We start from the raw sequence: 19,291 nt of genomic DNA, 5'->3' as shown, positions 1-19,291 counted from the left end.
CCTTTTAGAGGAAGAGGGGAAGGCCGAGAGCTTTACTCTCGGCCCGTATAGATCACGCCTTGGAGGTGTTCTCACCAGCGTCGGCATCCGCTCCTGCAACGGCCTGCGGCTCCGGCCATGCGACGGGATCAAGCTTCATGATGTGCCGGTTCGAACGAACCATTTTTTGCAACGCCGAAGGAATGTGGATGCTGTAGTGGGCGAACTCAGTCTTGAACGAAATCACCAGCATGTCCGGGTCGATGGCCACACTGAAATCGCCATGGACCTCGACCGTTTTGATCGCTGCGGTGACTGCAAAGAAATCGTCAGGGCGAACATCAACGCGCGCCTTGCTGTTTACTGCGTCGATCTGGACCGCCTCTGTTTTTGAATAACCCGAAAACGAAAGTTTTTCGGCTTCTGCGGTGACCTTTACAGACATGTCGTTTTTCCGCATCTTTTTTGCGGACTGCGATACTGCATCCATCTTGTCCAGCAGCCCCCGCACAGAGCCGAGATCAATTTTTGGGGAGAAGACAGGATCGATGATCAGCGGGAGATTTCCCTGCTTCGAACGAACATGCTCAATTAGCAGCCCCACGTCCTTAAGCTTGTCGGCATCAAAACTTGCAGCAGGAGTCGTAAGTTTGATGCGCCCTACGCCTTCCGTCTCAGCCGCATCGGCCCACTCGAAATCGAAAGCGTCTTGCCTCGCGCCTGCAATGTTGATAGCAGCGCGGCGCCGTCCAAACGTCTGAAACTTGATGTGGCCTTCGACAGTGACATCCAGCAGGTCAAGCTTTGGCTCAACAACGATGACTACACTCGTATCTCTCAAAATCGGCGATACTGTCATTTTCCCATCAGGGTGGAACACATACTGGCGTGATGCCACGCGGCGCGCAGCATAGGCATCATTTGGATCATCTGTCTCCGGGTTCACGAGATGGTCGGTTTTCTCTTCGACAACTGCCTCACCGATCGCGAACAATTCCGCCAGGAAGCGAATTCGGGGATCCGCCAGCTTCAGCTGCGGGTAAATGAAGACCATAGCTTCCGGCGGCAATGACAATGGTTGCGTCACCATTGCATTTTCGTCTTCCCCCGGTTTGGTAACAGCAAGAACGATTTCACCCCGACCAATAAGAAGCCCTTCCCGACGGCTCGCCAGACGGTCTGATGAAAGTACGATCGACTTTAGCTTATCATCTACGATATTGCCGTTTGCGAGGGCCATCGCATTTATACCACCCTCGCGAATGACGATCTTGAGAAGATCGGTAACGCCTTTGGCGTCGTAGCTGACGTTGATCTGACCGCGTTCTATCCCAAGTTCCTTGCGACCCAGGGCGATTAGGCGCTGCCCCGCCGAAACGAGACGATTGAGCGTCTTGGAATTGTCGGTAGCTATCTTTTTGTTCGCGTCGGATACATCAAGCTTAAGGTGCCACGCTATGCCGTATGTCAGCGTTTCCTTTTTCTGCGGAAGCCCCAGGCCCGCCTCTTTAAGTTTTGTCTCGTAGAAGCTGTAGGTATGGAGTTGAGTGTCCATCACGATCATGGCAAATGTCTGCCGGGTCGCGTCCCGTTTTTTGTCGGCAAATGTGATGGCTTCACCGGCACAGGTCTTGGTGGCTTCATGCCAAGTATTAGCGTCGGCAGCACCTGGAGCAGACCCAAGCGATGGAATATTCGGTAAGGCGAGCTGGACATCAGGTTTGTACGCTGCTGCAATAGCGACATCGGATGTCGAAGTAAGAGTTTTGGAGTTCGTAGACATAATTCACCCTTCAATCGAAAGGTGAGCCGAGGCATTTTGCGTTTGCGCACAACAGCTCACCCCCGGAGTTAACCGGTGTTGGTGAGCCGCATCGCAGAACGGTCTCTTGTTGGTGCCGCCTCTATACTGACGGTTCCTATCGTTGCCGATAGCCCTTTGAAGGGGACAGATTTCTCATTCCATACGAATGGAAATTTAACTGTTTTTTTGAACCGCGCCCCTCTCGGAGCTGCACCTGCCTGCTCCATGATGCTGGACGAAACCGACTTAACCTGCTTCAAACAGGAAAGTTGCCCGAAGGCCGCAACATGGATTGGTTTCAGGGCTGCCGCCCTTTTCCACTTACTGCTCTTGTTGTGGAGCAGTCTTCCGGCTGGCAATAAGCCGGAACCACGATGGGCTTTAGATGGAGTAAACCTAGATAATTGTCAATGGAGATAATCAATATATAATTGATTTTTTGAATTATTATGGAAAATTCAGCCATATGTTCCTCTAAGAGGAAGTTTCAGCAAGAGAAGTGTGCAGAATGGCTTTTATTAGGTGGGGTTTAATAGTATTGATGTTTGATCATCTATGATCTTGCTTCATTAAATGCTTGCATATCATTTTAAAGATGTCTTCATCTCCACTGAACCTTATCATCTAATGGTAGAATTCCATTGCCGCTCTTGAGAAGCAGCAGGATTTTTAGACATGCAATGCGCGCAAATGCAACGTAGGCGTGGCCACACGGATTTACGCGTATCTATAGTTCAATGCTTCATAAACTGGCTGACGAGCACGACCTGATCGCCGTCGAACGAAAAGGTTGCCATTTCCTTTGTGCAATAGCCAGCAACGCCAGCAGCATCATGAACGGGCCGGAAATCTGTTGTCCCTGCTTTGGTCAGAACATTCCATTTGCGTGCTGTCAGGAGCGGAAGGTCAACCGTCAGGCTGTCTGGGAACCTGAGCAGTCCGTGGGCGTGTATGTTCGTCTTTGCATGCTCGATGAAAAAGACACCGTTCGTGCGCCTATCGATCGAGTATGTGTGGAACTTATGCCCGCAAATTTCCCGATCCATCATGCCGCAGAACTTGCCGATGAGCCTCGTCATTTCCGCTATTTCACCGATGTCGTTGATAACCAGGGTGACGAATGCATTTGGTTCCATCTGCTCAACGAATTCTACATAACTGTCTCTTAGCCGTTGACGCCGCGCCTGATTGTTCTGTGTCATGCCATCTCCTTGCTGCTCCTTCAGCAGCGACCGTTGATAAATAACTGAGTTATTTATGCCTCAGCAGCACACGGCGGCGCGCTGGGAAGGTTTTCGAAGGAGGATGTTATGGGACAGGATGTCGAGTTGCTTGAGATGCTATATCAACGGCTATCAGACGCCGGATTGGTGCAAAGCAAGGCGGAATTCTCAACTGAGCTGTTGGGCAAAGGTGCGAGCTACCTCACCTCAATGAGTGCGCGCGACCGACAGGTTCCTGAAGCTGTATTACGTTCGCTGCTTGAACGCCTTGAGCTTGATACCAAGTCAGCAGATCATCGCATCATTGAGCTTGAGGCAGAACATCTGCTGTTCCGGGCTCAGCAGTATCAACGGAAACTGGTTCTCCAACTGCTCTTTGAACGGTTCTCGACGGACAAGCCAAGGGGGAGCCTTTATGCCCGCGTCTGGTTGTCTGCGTTGCAGCCCTTGCTGACATCAATCGGCCTCTATCGCATTCGACACGCGGCAACCATGAAAATTCCACACCGCGCTGTCTGAGACGAATCTCACAGTCTTTCCCACATCTATGATCGTATTGGCGAAACTGTTCGGCTGATAGGCCGGATATGCCGCCACCTTCATTGGCTCGTCCCGGTCGTTGACACAATTGAACTGAATGTTCTTCAACGGAACCTGATCGCGGTTGGCCACGTAAAAATCAGTCCTGCCGTCGTTGACGTTGCGTTTAACGCGCAGCTCAATCTTGTATGGCAATGGCGTGACGAACGTTGCGTCTTTCGGCCAGCATTCCATGAGGTTCGGATCACTCCGGTAGCGTTTGAAATCGGTGGGTGTCGCCACAAGCGTCGTCTTGCCGTATCCAGTATCAAGCTGCGCCAACCGGCCAAACCCGCCGTTGAGCAGCTTGGCGACCGGCTCGCCGTTATCGTGAAAGATGCGACACGCTACGTTGGCAGAGATCATTGGGTCTTTGCCAACATTCGTGATGCGGACAGCGCCGGTCGCGCTACCGTTATTGCGCAATATCTCTATCTTGATCGGCACGTTTTCAGTGAGCTTGTACGTAGGCAGATCAAGCGCCCAAAATCTGAAGGTCGCTCCGAGAATATAGGAAAGCCCAATGAGCCCGACGACAATCAACCAGGAATATGCGCCAAGTCCCGCCCACGCGGTCACGCGGATTGCAATGACGCCGCTGACAAATAATGCCAGGAGGATCACGACATAGAACGAGCCGAACATGTAAGAGAACGAGCCACCACCTGCCCACGTGGACAGAACGACCAGAGCGAAAACAATCAGATGAGTCATGCTTCACCTCACAGCAAATCGACGGCGGCTTTCATCATGTCGTCCCGAACATCGATATAGCGTTGAGTGGTGGTGAGGTTACGGTGACCGGCGAGCGTCATGATGACCTTAGGACTGACCCCGGAATGCGCAAGCCGGGTGATGAACCAGCGGCGACCGCTATGCGAGGTCGCCCCCTCAAGCCCGGCCAGCTTGTAAATCTGTCCCATCAACTGGCAGAGTGTGTTTGCAGAAAATGGCGTACGTTTCTGTGTAAGGAGCAACGGCGCGTCAGCATCTCCGCTTTCGGGCCGATCCATGCTGAACCGCTCTATCTCGCGTCGCAGCCGTTCATTCAAAAAGACCGTCCGAGCATGGCCGCCTTTGGTGATTTCAGCCCGAAGCCGCAGTTGCTCCCGAACCTCACGTTCACCGTCGAAGACATCGCGCATGGTTAGCGCCGCAATTTCACCTACACGCAAGCCTGCGAGATGGGAGAGCATCAACGTCAGCCTATTGCGCCCGGCATGTTTCATCTGCGCGACGACAGCCAGTACCCGTTTGAATTCTGTTTCCGTTAAAACCCGAGCTTGCTTCACCTAAACCTCACAAAAAGCAGCGTTTACATGCCATTCGTTATGTTGCCGATGACACGGAAGGGCGAGCAGAGATTGTGCGGAGGACATTGCTCTACGGATCCAAGAGTTTAGTAGGGCTAAGGACTGAAACCTCAGAAAATGTGCATTAAATTATATTTAGATGGACAAATCAGGCTGCCGTTCTGTACCAAATTGACAAGCTTCGCGGATAAGTAGCATTTGGGGGATGCATGCCATATTTTTACGAAAATCTCGATGAAGATCGCTTTCAGCGATTAGCTCAAGCCGTACTGACGACCACATTTCCCAACGTCCAGTGTCTTCCGGTAAAGCAACCCGACGGTGGGCGTGATGCCTTTTTCCCCTACTACCTTAACGGCAAGCAAGAATTTTATGTATTTCAGGTCAAGTTCTCTCGCGCACCCAACACAAAGAGCGAACGTGAGGCCATCGAAGCTGTAATAGCAACAGAGGGCGAAAAGGTTGAAGCTCTAAAGAAAAAGGGAGCGACTGCTTATTATCTAATCACGAACGTGGCTGGCACCGCTCATCCTGACGTAGGTTCGATCGACAGAACTAACGTTGCCCTAAGTGCGGCGTTTGGGATCCCAAGTTACTGTTGGTGGCGGGATGACCTTGATAGCCGAATAGATGCGAATGGCTCGATAAAATGGAGTTATCCCGACATAATAAAAGCTTCGGACTTAATTCCGGTTCTTCTAGGAGGCTTGTGGGGAAGTCAGTCAAGAGAGCAGGCGCTTAAGTCTTATCTTGCGATACAGTATGCAAACGAGGCCGAGGTTAAATTTAAACAAGTGGAGCTTCAAAATAAGCTTCTTGACCTTTTTGTTGACGTTCCAGTGGCGCCTATAAATCAACACGAAGATAGAAATTTTATATATTCCAATATCAGGGCTGGAGTTCTTGTAGCGCAACACGAATTTGTTGAATTCGAAGAGGGGGAAATTGAGTACGCCGAAGATGATGATGGGCCAGTTTATATAAGACATGGCCGACGTTCGCTATCGGCATCATCACTTCTATTGAATTCAACTGTCGATAATAACTGTATCGTTTTGGAGGGCGCTCCGGGGCAAGGCAAATCGACAATCACGCAATACATATGCCAAGTTAACAGGATTAAGTTGCTGGGAAAAGCAGCTGAACGGGAGTTTGTGGACAAAGCCCATCTTGCGGCTCCCACTCGATTTCCTTTTCGAGTGGATCTACGCGACTATGCAGCTTGGCTTGGAGGCAGGAATCCCTTCACCAATGAGTCCTTTAGCCCGCCTAGTATCTCACTCGAAGCTTTTATCGCCGCCCAGGTCGAATTTCTTTCTGGTGGCCATGAATTTTCGGTTGCGGACTTGGTTACGTTTATGAAAAACGGCCACGTATCCGTTGTTCTCGATGGCTTCGATGAAGTCGCCGACATTCCCACTCGCCGAAAAGTTGTTGAGGAAATATCAAAGGCGGCGATCAGGCTTCAAACGCATCAAAAAGACATACAATTCATGGTCACCAGCCGGCCCGCAGCGTTCGCGAATTCGCCTGGGTTTTCGTATGAGGCATGGAACCACTTTGAGCTTCAATCAATGACCCAGGCGCAGATACGCGAATATTCCGGAAAATGGATGAATGCTAGGAGATTGCCCGCTAAGGAAAAGTCTGAATTCAGCAAACTTTTAAACGAAAAGTTGGAACAGCCGCATATGCGGGATCTCGCTCGTAATCCAATGCAGCTAGCGATCCTCTTAGCGCTAATTCACACTCGCGGTCTTTCTCTGCCCGATAAAAGAACGGCGCTATACGATAATTATATGGAGCTTTTCTTTAACAGAGAAGCCGAGAAATCTCGTGTGGTTCGCGAGCACAGAGATCTGTTAATTGATATACATCGGTACATTGCTTGGGAGCTGCATACTTCGGCGGAGCAGGGCGGCAGCGACGGTAGCGTCAGCGAAGCGGAGCTGAGAGCGGTACTAGTGTCATATCTCCAAAAAGAAGGACATGACGGGTCTCTAGTTGATAGGCTTTTCGTAGGTATGATCGAGCGAGTTGTCGCTCTCGTTTCTCGAAAGCAAGGATCTTACGAGTTCGAGGTCCAGCCACTGAGAGAATATTTTGCGGCAAGGCACCTCTATGAGACGGCCCCTTACTCGCCCCCTGGTAAGGAAGTAGGAGGCACTAAGCCGGATCGATTTGAGATCTTGTCTCGGAATTTCTATTGGCTCAATACGACGCGGTTCTATTGCGGGTGCTACAGCCGTGGAGAGCTGTCTTCTCTCGCTGATGGTCTTGAAGAATTATCTCGGCACGGTCTTTACGAGCTTATATACCATCCAAGAAATCTCGCATTGATGCTTCTCGGAGACTGGGTGTTCAGTCAGCAGCCTTTGCTTGTAAAGCGACTAATAAAGTCTCTATTTGAACCCCGCACTCTGAAGATTGTGATCTCAGGAGCTATGCGCGGCCGAGGGGAGCCGATAGCGCTACCTGATAAGTGTGGCCGTCTGGATCTCGCCGAGGGTGCATTAGAAGCCTTATCGCTCAAATCCAGCGAGGAAGATAGGCAAGCTATCCTCCAGATATATCGGGCAAACACTTCTGATCAGGAGCGGCTCGAATGGTGGCTAAAGCAAGTCAATGGTGCTGGCTTTGATTTAAAGGGATGGCTGGAGGACGGCCGTTTATTAGCGTTGCTTGGAACCGTTTCACATGAGAAGATCAGAGAATATTTGGACGGAAATGAGGCCGTTGCAGTCTCCTCCCTACTCGAGGTGAACCGGCTAGATATCCTGCACAGTTCCGATGTTTGGTTAGACGCTTCTATTTCTCTAATAATCTCTGGCCACTTCATGTCGGGCCTTCAGCCGTTCCATCGGAGTCCGCCTTCGGATCTCAGTTACCTTCAGGGGCTGATATCCCCATACCTATTCCACAAGGTATTTTCTGAGCATAAACAAGCTGACATTATCCAAAGCCTTTCACGTTCCTATGGGATATCGATAGCGAAGTTGTCTTCCGACGGTCTGTCTCGTTCTTCCAAACTATTGACGCTCAGGAAGACGATCGAAGTGGCGGTAGAGCTTCTTGTGAACAATAAGAAGAGTTGGAGCTCTGAGCTTCTACCTTGGCAGCAATACGTCGATAACTTCAGGCAATTTCTAGGTAACAGTTGGGCACTGCGAACTCTTTGCGTGATTTCAGCTGGTATTAGGTCTACGACGGAATTGGGCGCTTGGAGCGATCAGGCATGGGTTTTTGATGAGAGGTTTTGTGAACGTATTCGTTTCGCTCGATTGAAGGCTGGCAATATCCAGTGGTGGAAGGCTCAGTTCGAGCAAATCTCCGCCGACGTGGAAGAGCGGCGTACGATGCTCCTCACTTTTGTTGCTTGGGCATCGCCGAAAACTATGCTTGCCTTGGCCTCAGAAATCTCAAGCGTTTTGGATGATATGTCGGATGAGGACTGGAGTCTGCTTCTCAAGGCGTTCCGCCAAGTAAATGCGATCACGGGAAAGACGAAAAGCGTCATCGCAGGGACATTGCCGATACCGACAGACTTAGTTTCTACACGTTATCTAGCGGTGTTAAACATTCGGGGATCAGACGAATATAAATCGGAAATATATCTCAAGTTTGGCCGGTCATATTCAGGTAAGGAGGCTTCAGTGCTAACCGCATTTGCGACGACAGCGCTGAAGCTGGCTAGAGACGCGAAGATCGACTGGGATGAAGCTTTATCCCAGGCAAGGAAAGCATACGGCGAAGGCGCACAGCTCTTTGAGCACGTGCTGGACCCAATTGATCCGCCGCTGTCTGCAGCCAAGCAAATCTGTACGGACGCGTGTTCTTACCCCCAGTTCATCGTACGACGGGCTCAAGGTGTGCTAGCTGCACAAGCTGGAGTAGAGACGGTGAAACTCAAAGACGCATCGGAAGACGGACATTGGTTTGACGAGTGGTTGCCCAGCTTTGAAATGTAGGGAAGACATGACACCGATATAGCACGCCGTTAGCGCACCGCTCATATGCATCAAAGAAAACAACTGGTTGTATCAGTAGCTTCCAGTTGAAAATCCGCGTGTCGGTGGCCCGAAATCCGCCTTCGGGCACCATTTTTCTTCTTCGAATGTCTGATGTCAGGTCAACCGCACGTTAGCGTGGGGACGCAACGTTCTCCAGTTCGTGTGGCGCTCATGCCAACTGTCGCCGATCGTTGTCGCCAGAACCGTTACGCAAATGGTTATTCTGCGTATACTTCGCCAGCGGATGTGATGATCTGCCATTTGCCGTCGATGTTGTTCATGGAAAGCAGGCGGCTGTCGTCGGGGAGGACGGAGCCAATTTGGACGAGGAACATGCCGGATTTGTCTTCGATTAGCGCACGTCCGTTGGAGACGTGGAGGAGTTTGAAGCGGGTGCCGCCGGGGAAGGGTTGGGATTTGCCGTCGCCGTTGGCGTTTCGGGCATCTCCTGCCGCTTGTACGGTTGCCGTCGTCAAGGCATCAATGTCGTTGCGGGTCGCGTCGGTGCGGCCTTCTGACGTCAGGCCCTCTTCGATATGCGGGATGACGGCATCCACGCCGCCGCCTGCGCGCTGAGGGACGTGTTTCAACGCTTCCCAGCCTGCACCGCTCATGCCGAATTTTTCAGGATTGAAGAATACGTACCAGGGCAGGGCTGCTGCGGCTGCCGCGATTACGACGAGGCCGCCCGTCAGTACGCGGTCGAAATCGCGGATGGAGCGTCTCTGCCTGGCCTCGCCGGACTCGGTATTGGTCTTTATTTGCATGAATTTCATCGTCAGGGCCCCCGTCGCTGTATCGGCGCTGGCTGGTTGTTGACCGGTGCGTTTCTCAATGCGTTGGCGAGTTCGGCATAGGCATCGATGACGGTAGGGTCGCCGGGTGATTGCTTGAGAACGTCGTAGACGAAAGGCACCTGCTTGACGGCCATGTCGAGCTCTGCATCGACGCCGGGACGATAGCCGCCGATGAGACGCAGGTCCTTGGTCTCTTCGTAGTTGTGAATGAGCGACTTCAGCCGCGACACCAGCTTTTGCTGATCTGGCGTCCATGCCTTGTGCGACAAACGCGAAATCGAGGCGAGCGGATTGATCGGCGGATATCGGCCCTCATCGGCAAGCGAACGGTCGAGTACGATGTGCCCGTCCAGAATGCCACGCGTCGAGTCGGCAATCGGGTCGTTGTGATTGTCGCCGTCCACCAGGATGGAGATGATGGCGGTCACCGTTCCCGTGCCCTCTTCGCCGGGGCCGGCACGTTCCAAGAGGCGGGGCAGTTCGGTGAAGACGGATGCCGGGTAGCCGCGCGCAATCGGCGGCTCGCCTGCGGCAATCGCCACTTCGCGGATGGCATGGGCAAAACGGGTGATACTGTCGGCGATGAAGAGGACGTTTTCGCCCTTGTCGCGAAAATGCTCGGCCACCGTCATGGCCACCAGCGGCGCCATCTTGCGAAGCATTGGGCTTTCATCGCTGGTCGCGACGATGGCGATGGATTTCTTCATGTTGTCACCGAGTGTGTCCTCGATGAATTCGCGCACTTCGCGGCCACGTTCGCCGACGAGCGCGATGACGACCTTGTCGAAGGCATCCGCGCGGGCCAGCATGGACAGCAGCGTGGATTTACCCACGCCCGATCCGGCGAAAATACCAAGGCGCTGGCCCAAACAAAGCGGCGTGAAAATGTCGATCGCCTTGACGCCGGTGCGGAAACCGGTGTCCACACGGCTGCGCGTCATAGATGGTGGCGGCAGCGTCATGACGGAGCGTTTCTTCGGCCCCTTCATCAACGGGCCCTTATTGTCGATGGGCTTGCACAGCGAGTTGATGGTGCGTCCGCACCAGCTATCGTCGGGCTCGACCCGGAATTCGCCCTCGCGCAGAACGATGTCGTTGACGCCGATGGGGTCGCCCGGTTCGATGGGGCAGACATAGATCAGGTCAGGCTCGACACGCACCACTTCGCCCAGATGCAGGCCGGTTTCGCTCTTGTGCACCACGAATTCGCCGAGACGGACATGGGGTGAAAGGCCGCTGACGGTGTAGTGACCGGCGGCGATGGTTCTGACCCGTCCGCCACGCGCAAGCGGCGTGCCGGATGCGACCTGTGTTTCCACCATCTGCGCCAGAGCGTCGAGTCTGGTGAAGATGTTGGCAGGCGGCGCAAGCACAGGCTTCATCAAGGCCTCTGGCAGGGTGTCGATCTCGGATTCGATCTGGGTTTCCATTTACGTCACGCGCCGCTTACTGGCCGCCGCCCAGAGTCCGGATGGCCTGCGAGAAGGAATCTTCTGTCGACTTCATCAGCGACGAAATGCCTTCGAAGGCGCGATTGACCTGCACCAGCTGCGTCATCTGACTGATGGCATTGACGTTTGACTGCTCGACATAACCCTGAACAACGCCGACGGCGCCGCTGTCTACCACGGGCTGTGGGGCTTCGGAGAAGATGACGCCGCTATTTTCGTAGCGCACGAAGCCCTTGTTGGCATCGGCAGTGAAGAGGCCGAGCTGGGCGACAGTGGCGCCATTCTGAAGAATGCGCCCATCAGAGCCGACGGTTGGTTCACCGGCTGCAGGGTTGAGCTGGATCGGCGCGCCGCCTGCATCCAGAACCGGGTAGCCCTGCGTGGATACGAGTTCACCAGTGATGCCCATGGAAAAGCGGCCATCGCGGGTCATGACCTGACCCGCAGGCGTGTTGATTGCAAACCAGCCGTCGCCCTTGACCGCAAAATCGAAGGAGTTGCCGGTACGGATCATTTCACCATTGCGGGTGGACAGATAGTCGCTGCCCTGTGTCACGAAAGCGATGTCAGCCTTGAGATCATTGCGCGTCTGGCTCATCACCTGGTCGAACTTCACTTCCGTACCGCGAAAGCCGACCGTATTCATGTTGGCAATGTTGTCTGCGATGGTGGTGAGACGACGTTCCAGTGCGATCTGGGAGGATATGCCTACGTAAATACCAGACTGCATGTCGGTCTCCTGTCCATGACTTCAAGAAAAGGCGCACTGGTGACACGGCAACCTCATATTCCTCCCGAAACTAGTCATGCTTGCTTGTGCGAAGCTTTTGAACGGCAGCTTATAAAGGAATGATGGCGGCAGGCTTCTGCAGGGGGCGCAATATGTTGCATTTGCCATGGCGGAAAGACGGCAGCGCGAAACCGCGTTCGCAAGCCAGCCTCGCACAAGGCATGTCGCCTATCCCTTGCAATGCGAAATTGGCATCAGACGCGAGCTTCAGATGAACATTATTATCGGACTAGTCATTACCTTCGGCTGTATCATCGGCGGTTACATGGCCATGGGCGGTCACCTGGACGTGCTTGTCCAGCCGTTCGAGCTTGTCATCATCGGCGGCGCCGGTATCGGTGGCTTCATTATGGCCAACCCGATGAAGGTCGTAAAAGACAGCGGTAAGGCCATCGGTGAGGCGTTCAAGTTCGCGGTGCCGAAAGAGCGCAATTATCTCGATGTGCTGGGTGTTCTCTACTCGCTGATGCGCGATCTGCGCACGAAGTCGCGCAACGAGATCGAAGCTCACATCGACAACCCCGACGAATCCTCGATCTTCCAGACGGCACCTTCGGTTTTGAAGAACAAGGAACTGACCTCGTTCATCTGCGATTATGTCCGTCTGATCATCATCGGCAACGCCCGCAGCCACGAGATCGAGGCGCTGATGGATGAGGAAATCGAAACAATCCTCAACGACAAGCTCAAACCTTATCACGCGATCACGGCCATGGGTGACTCGTTCCCTGCCATCGGTATCGTCGCCGCCGTTCTCGGCGTTATCAAGGCCATGGGCAAGATCAACGAATCGCCTGCGGTTCTCGGCGGCCTCATCGGCGCGGCGCTCGTGGGGACCATGCTCGGCATCATTCTGTCCTACTCGATCTGTAACCCGCTGACGTCGCAGATCAAGATCGTCCGCACCAAGCAACACCGGCTCTACATCGTCGTGAAGCAGACGCTCATCGCCTATATGAACGGTTCGGTTCCGCAGGTTGCGCTTGAATATGGCCGCAAGACGATTTCAGGCTACGAGCGTCCGTCGATCGACGCCGTGGAGCAGGAAATGATGAACCCCGGCGGCGACCAGAAGGCGGCTTGATGATGGCGAATGCTGCACAATCAAATGTTACGCCCATGGAGCCCGCTCTTCTGGCCAAGCTGACGGGTGGTCTGGGTGACAGCAAGAGGGTTGCCAAGATCGGTGCGGATATCGGCCAGATCTATAGCCACTTTCTTCCGGATATCTTTCACAGCGAAACCGGCATTGCCATCGATGTCGATTATCTGGGTTGCGAGTCCGGTCTGATGACCGACCTCGTACAGAAGCTCGGCAAGGATTTTGCCGTTGCAGACTGCTCGCTTCGCAACTGGTGCCCCAATTTTCTGATGGCGACCGGTACGGCCTTCATCATGGCTTTGATGGAGCGCATGCTGGGCGCGGCACCCGATACGATCATGGAGCCGGAGGTTCGGGCGCTGTCGCAGATCGAGCTTGATCTGGCTGCACTCGTCATGGGGCGTCTGGGCGATGTGCTTCGTTCGGCCGTCAACGCGCCCGGTGGTTTTGAAGCAACCATCGATCCGCCCTTCAACGGCAATGGCAAGACGATTTTCGAAGAGGCGATTTCCGCTCAATTCGGCATGCTGATCCGCCTGAAGGTAGAAATCGGCAAGGTTGCGTCTGAATTCGCTCTGGTCATTCCGCAGCGTACGCTGCTGAAGACGACCATTGTTGCGCCCAAGCCATCGGCACAGGCGCTGAAGAAGCAGGAAGAATGGATGGAGATGATCTCCGAACAGGTGAAGCGTTCGCAGGTTACGCTGGAAGCGAAAATACGACTTCAGAGTCTGACTTTGAAGACAATTTCGCGACTGGTGGAAGGCGACGTCATTCCCTTCCGCGACGTTCGACAGGATGACATCTGCGTCGAGGTCAGCGCCAATGGTGCAAATATGTACAACTGTGAATTCGGGCGGGCGGGAGACAGATACACGGTTCGCGTGAAAAACAACGTCAGTACCGACGACGAAATTCTTAGACATTTGATGGGTTGAATGCCGGACACGCCTATTCGAAGGCATGGGCAGCTTGACGCAAGTTTCAAAGGGAATAATTAGCGCATGGCTACGAAAAAGACACCAAAACCCGAAGATGATTTGATGGCTTCGCTGGATGATACCGGCGATCTGGATCAGGCAATCGGTGATCTGCGCGGTGTGCTGAAAAGCGATTCGGAAGGGTCGCTTTCGGACTTCGGCGATTTCGGCGACTTTGGTTCTACCGCCGTCGAGCCGGCAGCGAGCGACGACCTGGGTGCATTCGGTGGCGGAATGGACAGCTTCGGCATGTCCGATTTCGGCTCCAGCGCCGCTACGGTTTCCGCTTCGCCATCACCACTCGGCAGCGGTCTGTCGGACAATCTCGATCTGATCATGGACATCCCAATCGATGTTCAGATCGTACTGGGCACCAGCCGCATGCTGGTGTCGGGCCTGATGGGCCTGGAAGAAGGCGCGACGATCGCTCTTGAGCGCAGGATCGGCGAGCCGGTGGAAATCATGGTGAACGGCCGCTGCATCGCACGCGGCGAAATCACCGTGCTGGAAGATGACGATACACGCTTTGGTGTGAAGCTGATCGAAGTAATGAGTACGAAGAAGACCTAATCCCTGTGGGGACGGAGAGGAAAGACCATGATGGACTTTGAGGATTTCGGTAACCCAATCGCTGGGAAACCGTTGTCTCAGGCTGATAAGGCCGCCGCCGTACTTCTGGCGATGGGAAAAGGCGTGGCCGGAAAACTCCTCAAGTTTTTCACCCAGGCCGAGTTGCAGACCATCATCAATTCGGCCCAGACACTTCGGGTTATTCCGCCAGACGAGCTGGCACAGATCGTGGCGGAATTCGAAGACCTCTTCACCGAAGGCACTGGCCTCATGGACAATGCCAAGGCCATCGAAAGCATTCTTGAAGAAGGTTTGACACCTGAGGAGGTCGATGGTCTTCTGGGCCGCCGTGCGGCATTCCAGGCATATGAGACCTCGATCTGGGATCAGCTGCAGGATGCCGATCCGCAGTTCATCGGCAAGTTCCTGATGCGCGAGCACCCACAGACCATCGCCTACATCCTCTCCATGCTGCCTTCGTCTTTCGGGGCGAAGGTGCTTTTGACCATTCCCGACGAGCAGCGCGCCGACATCATGAACCGTACGGTCAACATGAAGGATGTTAGCCCTGCCGCCACGCAGATCATCGAAAAGCGCGTCATGACGCTGATCGCCGAACTGGAAGCCGAGCGCAATGCGGCAGGTTCGACGAAGGTCGCCGACCTGATGAACGAACTCGACAAGCCGCAGGTCGATACCCTGCTCAGCTCGCTCGAAACGCTCAGCAAGGAATCGGCCAACAAGGTCAAGCCGAAGATCTTCCTGTTCGAAGACCTTCTTTACATGCCACAGCGCAGCCGCGTTTCGCTGCTCAACGACGTCTCGGCAGATATTCTCACCATGGCGCTGCGTGGCGCCACCACCGAGATCAAGGAATGTGTCCTGTCGTGCATCAGCCCGCGCCAGCGCCGCATGATCGAATCGGATTTGGCCGTGCCGACAGCATCGCTCAACACCCGCGAGGTGGCGATTGCCCGCCGCGCGGTTGCCCAGGAAGCCATCCGTCTGGCCAATTCGGGTCAGATATTGCTGAAAGAGACCGCACCCGCAGATCAGCCAGCCGCAGCCTGATATCACAGTCAGGGATAAAAGCTGTGTGGCAGCCAAGGCGCGCTTGCCGGGTGGAAACTACCCCTGTACTTTACCATTAACGGCCCGCCGGATCCGGCGGGCCTTTTCTATTGAGGGGACGTGTCTTGTCCGACGAAGACAAAGACAGTAAAACAGAAGAACCAACAGAGAAAAAACTACGCGACGCGGCGGAAAAGGGAAATGTTCCCTCCTCGCAGGAAGCGTCGTTGTTTGCCTCCACGCTTGCGTTTTACATCTATCTCGTTTTCTTCGTCCCCGATGGCGTCAAGAGGCTGGGGGAGACGCTCGAGGATATCCTCGATCGCCCTGAGCAATGGCGGATGAACAACGCGGCCGACATGATTTCGCTTGGTCTGCATCTGGCCAAGGAAATAGCGGCGATGCTGTTGCCTGCCGCCATTCTTTTCATCCTCTTCGGTCTGGCGCAGTCGTTCGTACAGAACCTGCCCCAATTCGTGCTCGACCGAATCACGCCGAAATTCGAGCGCATATCGCCAGTTGGTGGTTTCAAGCGCATCTACAGCGCCAACGGCATGGTCAATTTCGGCAAATCGCTGTTCAAGGTGGTCGTCGTCGCCATCATCATGGTGATGGTTCTCAAAGCCGACTACTACCGGCTACTCGATGCACTGGTGACCGATCCGCATGCCATGATGTTTACCGGCTACGAAATCCTCAAGAAGATGGTGATCGTGGTGCTGTTTTCGACGGGAATTTTGACCGTCGCCGACTATTTCTGGACCAATTATAAGTGGCACAGCGATCAGCGCATGTCCAAGCAGGAAATCAAGGACGAATACAAGCAATCGCAGGGCGACCCGGTGGTCAAGGCCCGTCAGCGCTCGATTGCACGCGACCGCGCACGACGCAGAATGATCGATGCCGTGCCCAGAGCGACACTCGTCATCACCAACCCAACCCACTACGCCGTCGCGCTTCGTTACGTGAAGGAAGAAAGCGATGCTCCGATCGTCGTTGCCAAGGGGCAGGATCTGATCGCGCTCAGGATCAGAGAGATCGCAACGGAAAGAGGAATACCGATTTTTGAAGACGTGCCGCTTGCCCGCTCCATGTTTGCGCAAGTCTCGGTCGATAGTGTCATCCCGTCAGTATTTTATAAGGCCGTGGCTGAACTTATTCATAAGGTTTACGCCGCACGCCAAAACAAAAGACGGGTAAACTGATCAATATGAAAAAATGCTCATATTCGGCTGAACGGGAAGAAATCTTGGCTCGCGCAATCAGCCCTGTGGCTGCCGAGCTTCGTTTAATCGATGCGGGAGACCTGATCTCCTTTTTAAAATTCGAGTCCTATAGCTCCCTGTCGGATCTCGTCGATTCGGCAGCTGAACTGTATTTCCATCCGGGCACGGTCTATTTCGGCATCGGCGGCGATTATAAACTGGATTGGGACACCTATCCGACCATCACGCTCGATCTGGAAATCAAGCCGAAGGGTGTCACCATCTACGCACAGTTGCTGCTGGAGAAGGACCGCGCCGGGATCAACATCAACTACATCAACTTCCAGAATCCATCCAACGACCCGAACGAGAATACCGCGTTTCTGGCCGACAGCCTGCGCCATGCAGCCTTCAGGCGCGCGAGCGACGCGCCGGTCAGCAACACCACGCACTGATCCAACGCAACAGACCGTGAACGCTGTCACGATTGAAGTCGCACACTCCCGACACAAAACAAGACGCCACCGGCAATCCGAATGATCGCCGATGGCGTCCTGTTTGCGTCAGATGGTCTTTCCGAGAATATAGCTCGACAACCTGTCTGCCGCGTCCTCGATCTGGGCGGGGTTGCGCAGGAAGCAGGCTCGCAGGAACAGTTCGCCACCCGCACCGAAGGCTGTGCCGGGTGCAAGGCCGACGCCAACCTTGTCGACAATGTCGAAGGCAGCCGCGCGGCTGTCGGTGACGCCATCGATTTTCAGAAACGCATAGAGAGCGCCATCGGGCTTCAGCGTCTCGACCCGGTTGGTGGCGATCAGCGCATCGCACAGAATGTCGCGTGATCTGGCGGCGCGGGCGAAGTTCTGGCGAATGAAATCATCGCCGTGATCGAGTGCGGCAATCGCCCCGCGCTGCATGAATTGCGCGACGCCAGATGTCGAATACTGGATGAGATTTTCGATGATCTGGCCGATTTCCGGCGGAGCAACCAGCCAGCCGACCCGCCAACCGGTCATCGACCAGTTCTTCGAGAAGGAATTGGCAAACACGATCCGGTCACCCTCTTCCATGATGTCGAGGAACGATGGAGCGCGTGTGCCGGCATAATGATAGAGCGCATAAATTTCGTCGGCGATGATCCAGAGATCGTGCTTGCGCGCAAGCGCCAGTATATCGCGCAGGTTATCGAGCGTCGCCGTCCAGCCTGTGGGGTTGGACGGGGTGTTTATGAACAGGGCCTTGGTTTTCGGCGTGATCGCCCGCTCCAGCTTGCCGACGTCGATATCCCATTTGCCGTGCGTGAAATCGATTCCCACGGGAACAGCTTTCGCGCCTGCGACGCCGATGGCAGCGACTATGTTGGGCCATGTCGGCGTCAGGTAAACCAGCTCGTCACCCGGTGAGGTCAGCGCCTGTACGGCAAGGACGATGGCCTGCATGCCGGAACCGGTGACGTAGAAATGGTCGGACGAAAGCTCGGCAGCGAAGTGGCGCTGGTAGTATCGGCGCAATGCGTCGCGCAGTTCGGGAATGCCGCGTTGCCAGGTGTAGAAGGTTTCGCCACCCGTGAGCGCGTCTGCCGCCGCCTTTGCGATGAAGGCTGGCGTGGCCAGATCGCCTTCTCCGACCCACAGCGGCAGAAGGTTTTCTCTGGCGTGAGCGTATTTCTTGACTTCAACGATACCGCTTTCAGGTGTTGAAAGAGAGCGGGTACTTAGGCTTTGCAGAACCGACATGAAAAAGGCACTCCAGTGTGAGTGCCTTCTTAGCGCATCAAATGGCTGGCTTGCATGATATTCCGTGAAGAAATCACGGATTTTACTGATGGATCGGCAAGCCGCTATCGATAGATATCAGCGGGTTTTCAACAGATCGCGGATTTCTGTCAGAAGACGCACATCTTCTGGTGGAGGAGCAGGCTCTTTCTTCTCCTCGACCTTCTGGCGTTCGACAGAGGAGCGGAGCTTGTTGACCCCCTTGACCATCAGGAAGATGATCCAGGCGAGAATAAGGAAGTTGATGACGACAGTGATGAAGTTGCCGTATGCAAAGACTGCGCCCTGTTCGCGTGCGGCGTCGAGCGACGTTGCCGTGACTGCCGAACTGAGCGGCAGGAAGTAGTTGGCGAAATCGAAGCCGCCGAAGATGGCGCCGACGATTGGCATGATCAGATCCTTGACCACCGAATCGACGATCTTGCTGAAGGCCGCGCCGATGATGACACCTACGGCCAAGTCCATGACATTGCCGCGGGCGATAAATGTTTTAAATTCGTTGAGCATTCCAGATGTCCCTCTTTCGAGCCCTCTCTGCCGATGCCGGTTGCACGGCTGGCCTATCATAACATTCAATTTTCGAATGTGCAGATATAGGAAGCAAAAAGCGCGTTAGTTCCCTTGTCTTAAACTTTATGCCAA

Annotated in this window: 17 protein-coding genes; 8 read left to right on the top strand and 9 right to left on the bottom strand. The window is 54.2% G+C overall.

What is annotated here, in order from left to right; genetic code table 11:
- Window positions 1–52: 52 nt before the first annotated feature.
- Entirely contained in the window at window positions 53–1,762 is a 1,710-nt protein-coding gene (locus ASF29_RS12090) for a hypothetical protein (protein ID WP_062450924.1), read from the bottom strand.
- A gap of 755 nt (window positions 1,763–2,517) precedes the next feature.
- Window positions 2,518–2,985 carry a hypothetical protein gene (locus ASF29_RS12085; RefSeq protein WP_062450923.1) on the bottom strand — a complete coding sequence of 156 codons (468 nt, stop codon included), beginning with the start codon at window positions 2,983–2,985 and terminating at the stop codon, window positions 2,518–2,520.
- Between the two features lie 108 nt (window positions 2,986–3,093).
- On the opposite strand from ASF29_RS12085, the gene ASF29_RS24390 reads away from it, so the two are divergent.
- The gene (locus ASF29_RS24390; protein ID WP_156462643.1) at window positions 3,094–3,525 is read left to right on the top strand and encodes a DUF6626 family protein; all 432 of its coding nucleotides are present in this window, start codon (window positions 3,094–3,096) and stop codon (window positions 3,523–3,525) included.
- On the opposite strand, the gene ASF29_RS12080 is transcribed toward ASF29_RS24390, so the two are convergent.
- Together ASF29_RS12080 and ASF29_RS12075 are read right to left on the bottom strand one after the other, a co-directional pair.
- Complete coding sequence (locus ASF29_RS12080; RefSeq protein WP_156462642.1) at window positions 3,463–4,230, bottom strand: hypothetical protein; 768 nt, start codon at window positions 4,228–4,230, stop codon at window positions 3,463–3,465. The two genes, ASF29_RS24390 and ASF29_RS12080, sit on opposite strands and share 63 nt — an antisense overlap.
- A 77-nt stretch (window positions 4,231–4,307) precedes the next feature.
- Window positions 4,308–4,877 carry a site-specific integrase gene (locus ASF29_RS12075; protein ID WP_062450921.1) on the bottom strand — a complete coding sequence of 190 codons (570 nt, stop codon included), beginning with the start codon at window positions 4,875–4,877 and terminating at the stop codon, window positions 4,308–4,310.
- Between the two features lie 230 nt (window positions 4,878–5,107).
- Between ASF29_RS12075 and ASF29_RS12070 the strand changes: the two genes are divergently transcribed.
- Entirely contained in the window at window positions 5,108–8,866 is a 3,759-nt protein-coding gene (locus ASF29_RS12070) for a hypothetical protein (RefSeq protein WP_062450920.1), read from the top strand.
- A 260-nt stretch (window positions 8,867–9,126) separates the two neighbouring features.
- Here the strand turns inward: ASF29_RS12070 and ASF29_RS12065 are convergent, their stop codons facing one another.
- From ASF29_RS12065 to flgF, 3 genes are all read right to left on the bottom strand, one after another.
- Window positions 9,127–9,675 (bottom strand): flagellar protein, encoded by a 549-nt coding sequence (locus ASF29_RS12065; protein ID WP_156462641.1) that lies wholly within the window; start codon window positions 9,673–9,675, stop codon window positions 9,127–9,129.
- 11 nt (window positions 9,676–9,686) lie between these two features.
- Window positions 9,687–11,027, bottom strand: a complete 1,341-nt coding sequence (gene fliI / locus ASF29_RS12060) for a flagellar protein export ATPase FliI (RefSeq protein ID WP_280136427.1) — start codon at window positions 11,025–11,027, stop codon at window positions 9,687–9,689.
- Between the two features lie 124 nt (window positions 11,028–11,151).
- A complete protein-coding gene (gene flgF, locus ASF29_RS12055) occupies window positions 11,152–11,886 on the bottom strand; it encodes a flagellar basal-body rod protein FlgF (RefSeq protein WP_062450918.1) in 735 nt (244 codons plus the stop codon).
- Window positions 11,887–12,157: 271 nt separating this feature from the next.
- On the opposite strand from flgF, the gene motA reads away from it, so the two are divergent.
- The 6 genes from motA (at window position 12,158) to ASF29_RS12025 (ending at window position 17,329) form a co-directional block, all read left to right on the top strand.
- On the top strand, window positions 12,158–13,030 hold the full coding sequence (gene motA, locus ASF29_RS12050; protein ID WP_062451037.1) for a flagellar motor stator protein MotA: 873 nt from the start codon (window positions 12,158–12,160) through the stop codon (window positions 13,028–13,030).
- Between the two features lie 2 nt (window positions 13,031–13,032).
- The gene (locus ASF29_RS12045) at window positions 13,033–13,986 is read left to right on the top strand and encodes a FliM/FliN family flagellar motor switch protein (RefSeq protein ID WP_162237899.1); all 954 of its coding nucleotides are present in this window, start codon (window positions 13,033–13,035) and stop codon (window positions 13,984–13,986) included.
- Between the two features lie 66 nt (window positions 13,987–14,052).
- The gene (gene fliN, locus ASF29_RS12040) at window positions 14,053–14,598 is read left to right on the top strand and encodes a flagellar motor switch protein FliN (RefSeq protein WP_062450916.1); all 546 of its coding nucleotides are present in this window, start codon (window positions 14,053–14,055) and stop codon (window positions 14,596–14,598) included.
- A gap of 27 nt (window positions 14,599–14,625) precedes the next feature.
- Window positions 14,626–15,669 carry a flagellar motor switch protein FliG gene (gene fliG / locus ASF29_RS12035; RefSeq protein ID WP_062450915.1) on the top strand — a complete coding sequence of 348 codons (1,044 nt, stop codon included), beginning with the start codon at window positions 14,626–14,628 and terminating at the stop codon, window positions 15,667–15,669.
- A 125-nt stretch (window positions 15,670–15,794) separates the two neighbouring features.
- Complete coding sequence (flhB, locus tag ASF29_RS12030) at window positions 15,795–16,874, top strand: flagellar biosynthesis protein FlhB (protein WP_062450914.1); 1,080 nt, start codon at window positions 15,795–15,797, stop codon at window positions 16,872–16,874.
- On the top strand, window positions 16,874–17,329 hold the full coding sequence (locus tag ASF29_RS12025; protein WP_200925537.1) for a hypothetical protein: 456 nt from the start codon (window positions 16,874–16,876) through the stop codon (window positions 17,327–17,329). The genes flhB and ASF29_RS12025 overlap by 1 nt, the downstream gene beginning before the upstream one ends.
- Before the next feature lie 108 nt (window positions 17,330–17,437).
- Here the strand turns inward: ASF29_RS12025 and ASF29_RS12020 are convergent, their stop codons facing one another.
- Window positions 17,438–18,610: a pyridoxal phosphate-dependent aminotransferase gene (locus ASF29_RS12020; RefSeq protein WP_062450912.1), complete on the bottom strand. Its 1,173-nt coding sequence runs from the start codon at window positions 18,608–18,610 to the stop codon at window positions 17,438–17,440.
- 117 nt (window positions 18,611–18,727) lie between these two features.
- Window positions 18,728–19,156, bottom strand: coding sequence for a large conductance mechanosensitive channel protein MscL (gene mscL / locus ASF29_RS12015; RefSeq protein ID WP_062450911.1), 429 nt, complete (start codon window positions 19,154–19,156; stop codon window positions 18,728–18,730).
- Between the last annotated feature and the right edge of the window lie 135 nt (window positions 19,157–19,291).

It is taken from the genome of Rhizobium sp. Leaf262 (assembly GCF_001422245.1).
GTDB lineage: Bacteria > Pseudomonadota > Alphaproteobacteria > Rhizobiales > Rhizobiaceae > Agrobacterium.
Note: the sequence above shows the minus strand (reverse complement) of the source record. Positions and strands in the feature narration are given on the sequence as shown.

What these genes read in the sequence shown, in the direction of transcription:
- ASF29_RS12090 (WP_062450924.1), bottom strand. Translation starts at nt 1,762, where the DNA reads ATGTCTACGAACTCCAAAACTCTTACTTCGACATCCGATGTCGCTATT.
- ASF29_RS12085 (WP_062450923.1), bottom strand. Translation starts at nt 2,985, where the DNA reads ATGACACAGAACAATCAGGCGCGGCGTCAACGGCTAAGAGACAGTTAT.
- ASF29_RS24390 (WP_156462643.1), top strand. Translation starts at nt 3,094, where the DNA reads ATGGGACAGGATGTCGAGTTGCTTGAGATGCTATATCAACGGCTATCA.
- ASF29_RS12080 (WP_156462642.1), bottom strand. Translation starts at nt 4,230, where the DNA reads ATGTTCGGCTCGTTCTATGTCGTGATCCTCCTGGCATTATTTGTCAGC.
- ASF29_RS12070 (WP_062450920.1), top strand. Translation starts at nt 5,108, where the DNA reads ATGCCATATTTTTACGAAAATCTCGATGAAGATCGCTTTCAGCGATTA.
- ASF29_RS12065 (WP_156462641.1), bottom strand. Translation starts at nt 9,675, where the DNA reads ATGCAAATAAAGACCAATACCGAGTCCGGCGAGGCCAGGCAGAGACGC.
- fliI (WP_280136427.1), bottom strand. Translation starts at nt 11,027, where the DNA reads ATGGTGGAAACACAGGTCGCATCCGGCACGCCGCTTGCGCGTGGCGGA.
- flgF (WP_062450918.1), bottom strand. Translation starts at nt 11,886, where the DNA reads ATGCAGTCTGGTATTTACGTAGGCATATCCTCCCAGATCGCACTGGAA.
- motA (WP_062451037.1), top strand. Translation starts at nt 12,158, where the DNA reads ATGAACATTATTATCGGACTAGTCATTACCTTCGGCTGTATCATCGGC.
- ASF29_RS12045 (WP_162237899.1), top strand. Translation starts at nt 13,033, where the DNA reads ATGGCGAATGCTGCACAATCAAATGTTACGCCCATGGAGCCCGCTCTT.
- fliN (WP_062450916.1), top strand. Translation starts at nt 14,053, where the DNA reads ATGGCTACGAAAAAGACACCAAAACCCGAAGATGATTTGATGGCTTCG.
- fliG (WP_062450915.1), top strand. Translation starts at nt 14,626, where the DNA reads ATGATGGACTTTGAGGATTTCGGTAACCCAATCGCTGGGAAACCGTTG.
- ASF29_RS12020 (WP_062450912.1), bottom strand. Translation starts at nt 18,610, where the DNA reads ATGTCGGTTCTGCAAAGCCTAAGTACCCGCTCTCTTTCAACACCTGAA.
- mscL (WP_062450911.1), bottom strand. Translation starts at nt 19,156, where the DNA reads ATGCTCAACGAATTTAAAACATTTATCGCCCGCGGCAATGTCATGGAC.